The 1,051-nt window shown below is 59.6% G+C and carries 1 protein-coding gene; it reads left to right on the top strand.

The window, feature by feature from the left end:
• The first annotated feature begins 92 nt into the window (after positions 1-92).
• Positions 93-1,041, top strand: a protein-coding gene (locus tag NKI66_RS32605; RefSeq protein ID WP_031249521.1) for an IS630 family transposase whose coding sequence is annotated in 2 segments (ribosomal slippage) — positions 93-428 and positions 430-1,041 — 948 coding nt in all. Because the reading frame shifts where the segments join, the coding sequence is not laid out codon by codon here.
• The last annotated feature ends 10 nt before the right edge of the window (positions 1,042-1,051 follow it).

Here is a 1,051-nt window from a genome sequence, read left to right as displayed (position 1 = left end):
CTAGAGCGATTCCTATTTTGAGAGAATCGTAGGATTCCCAAAGCCGGATGTTTGTGATTCAAGATGCTGGCTGGATTGGAGGCCAGCATCTGATGACGCGAGCGCTTTCAAATGATCTTCGTGAGCGTGCAGTAGCGGCGGTTGGCGACGGGGAGACCTGCCGTGCGGTTGCCTCGCGCTTTGGCGTTGCGGTTTCCTCTGTAGTGAAGTGGTCGCAGCGTTACCGTGCCACTGGCTCGGTGGCGCCGGGCAAGATGGGCGGACATCGCAAGCGCGTCCTTGAGCCGCATCGGGCCTTCATTATGGAGCGGCTTAATCAGACCTCTGAACTGACGCTGCGTCGGCTGAAGGACGAGCTGGATGCTCGCGGGGTCAAGGTCTCGCACAATACGGTGTGGCTGTTCCTGCGCCGCGAAGGCCTGAGCTTCAAAAAAAACTCTGTTCGCCCTTGAGCAGGCGCGTGCCGATATTGCCCGCAGGCGCCAGCGATGGCGCTCTTGGCAAAGCGGTCTCGATCCACAGTGCCTGGTCTTCATCGATGAGACCTGGATCAAGACCAACATGGCTCCACTGCGAGGTTGGGGGCCGAAAGGCAAACGGCTGCGCGGCTTGGCTCCACACGGCCACTGGCGCACGCTGACCTTCCTCGGTGCACTACGCTGGGACCGGCTCGCAGCACCTTGCGTCTTCGACGGACCGATCAACGGCCAATGCTTCCGTGCTTATGTCGAGCAGCAGCTCATCACCGTGCTGAAGCCCGGCGACATCGTGGTCATGGATAACCTGGGAAGCCATAAGTCGGCGGCCATCAGGCAGACGATCAAAGCTGCCGGCGCCAGGCTTTGGTATCTGCCGCCCTACTCGCCGGACCTCAATCCGATCGAGCAGGCCTTCGCCAAGATCAAACACTGGATGCGACAAGCTCAGAAACGCACCGTCGAGGACACGTGGCGCCACATCGGCCACCTCGTCGAAACCATCGAGGCAGCCGAATGCAAGAACTACTTCGAAAACGCAGGCTACGCTTCCGTCAAAATATGAAACGCTCTAG

The sequence above is a fragment of the Mesorhizobium sp. M0518 genome (assembly GCF_040321125.1).
Classification (GTDB): Bacteria; Pseudomonadota; Alphaproteobacteria; order Rhizobiales; family Rhizobiaceae; genus Mesorhizobium.
This window is presented reverse-complemented; position numbering and strand designations above follow the sequence as displayed.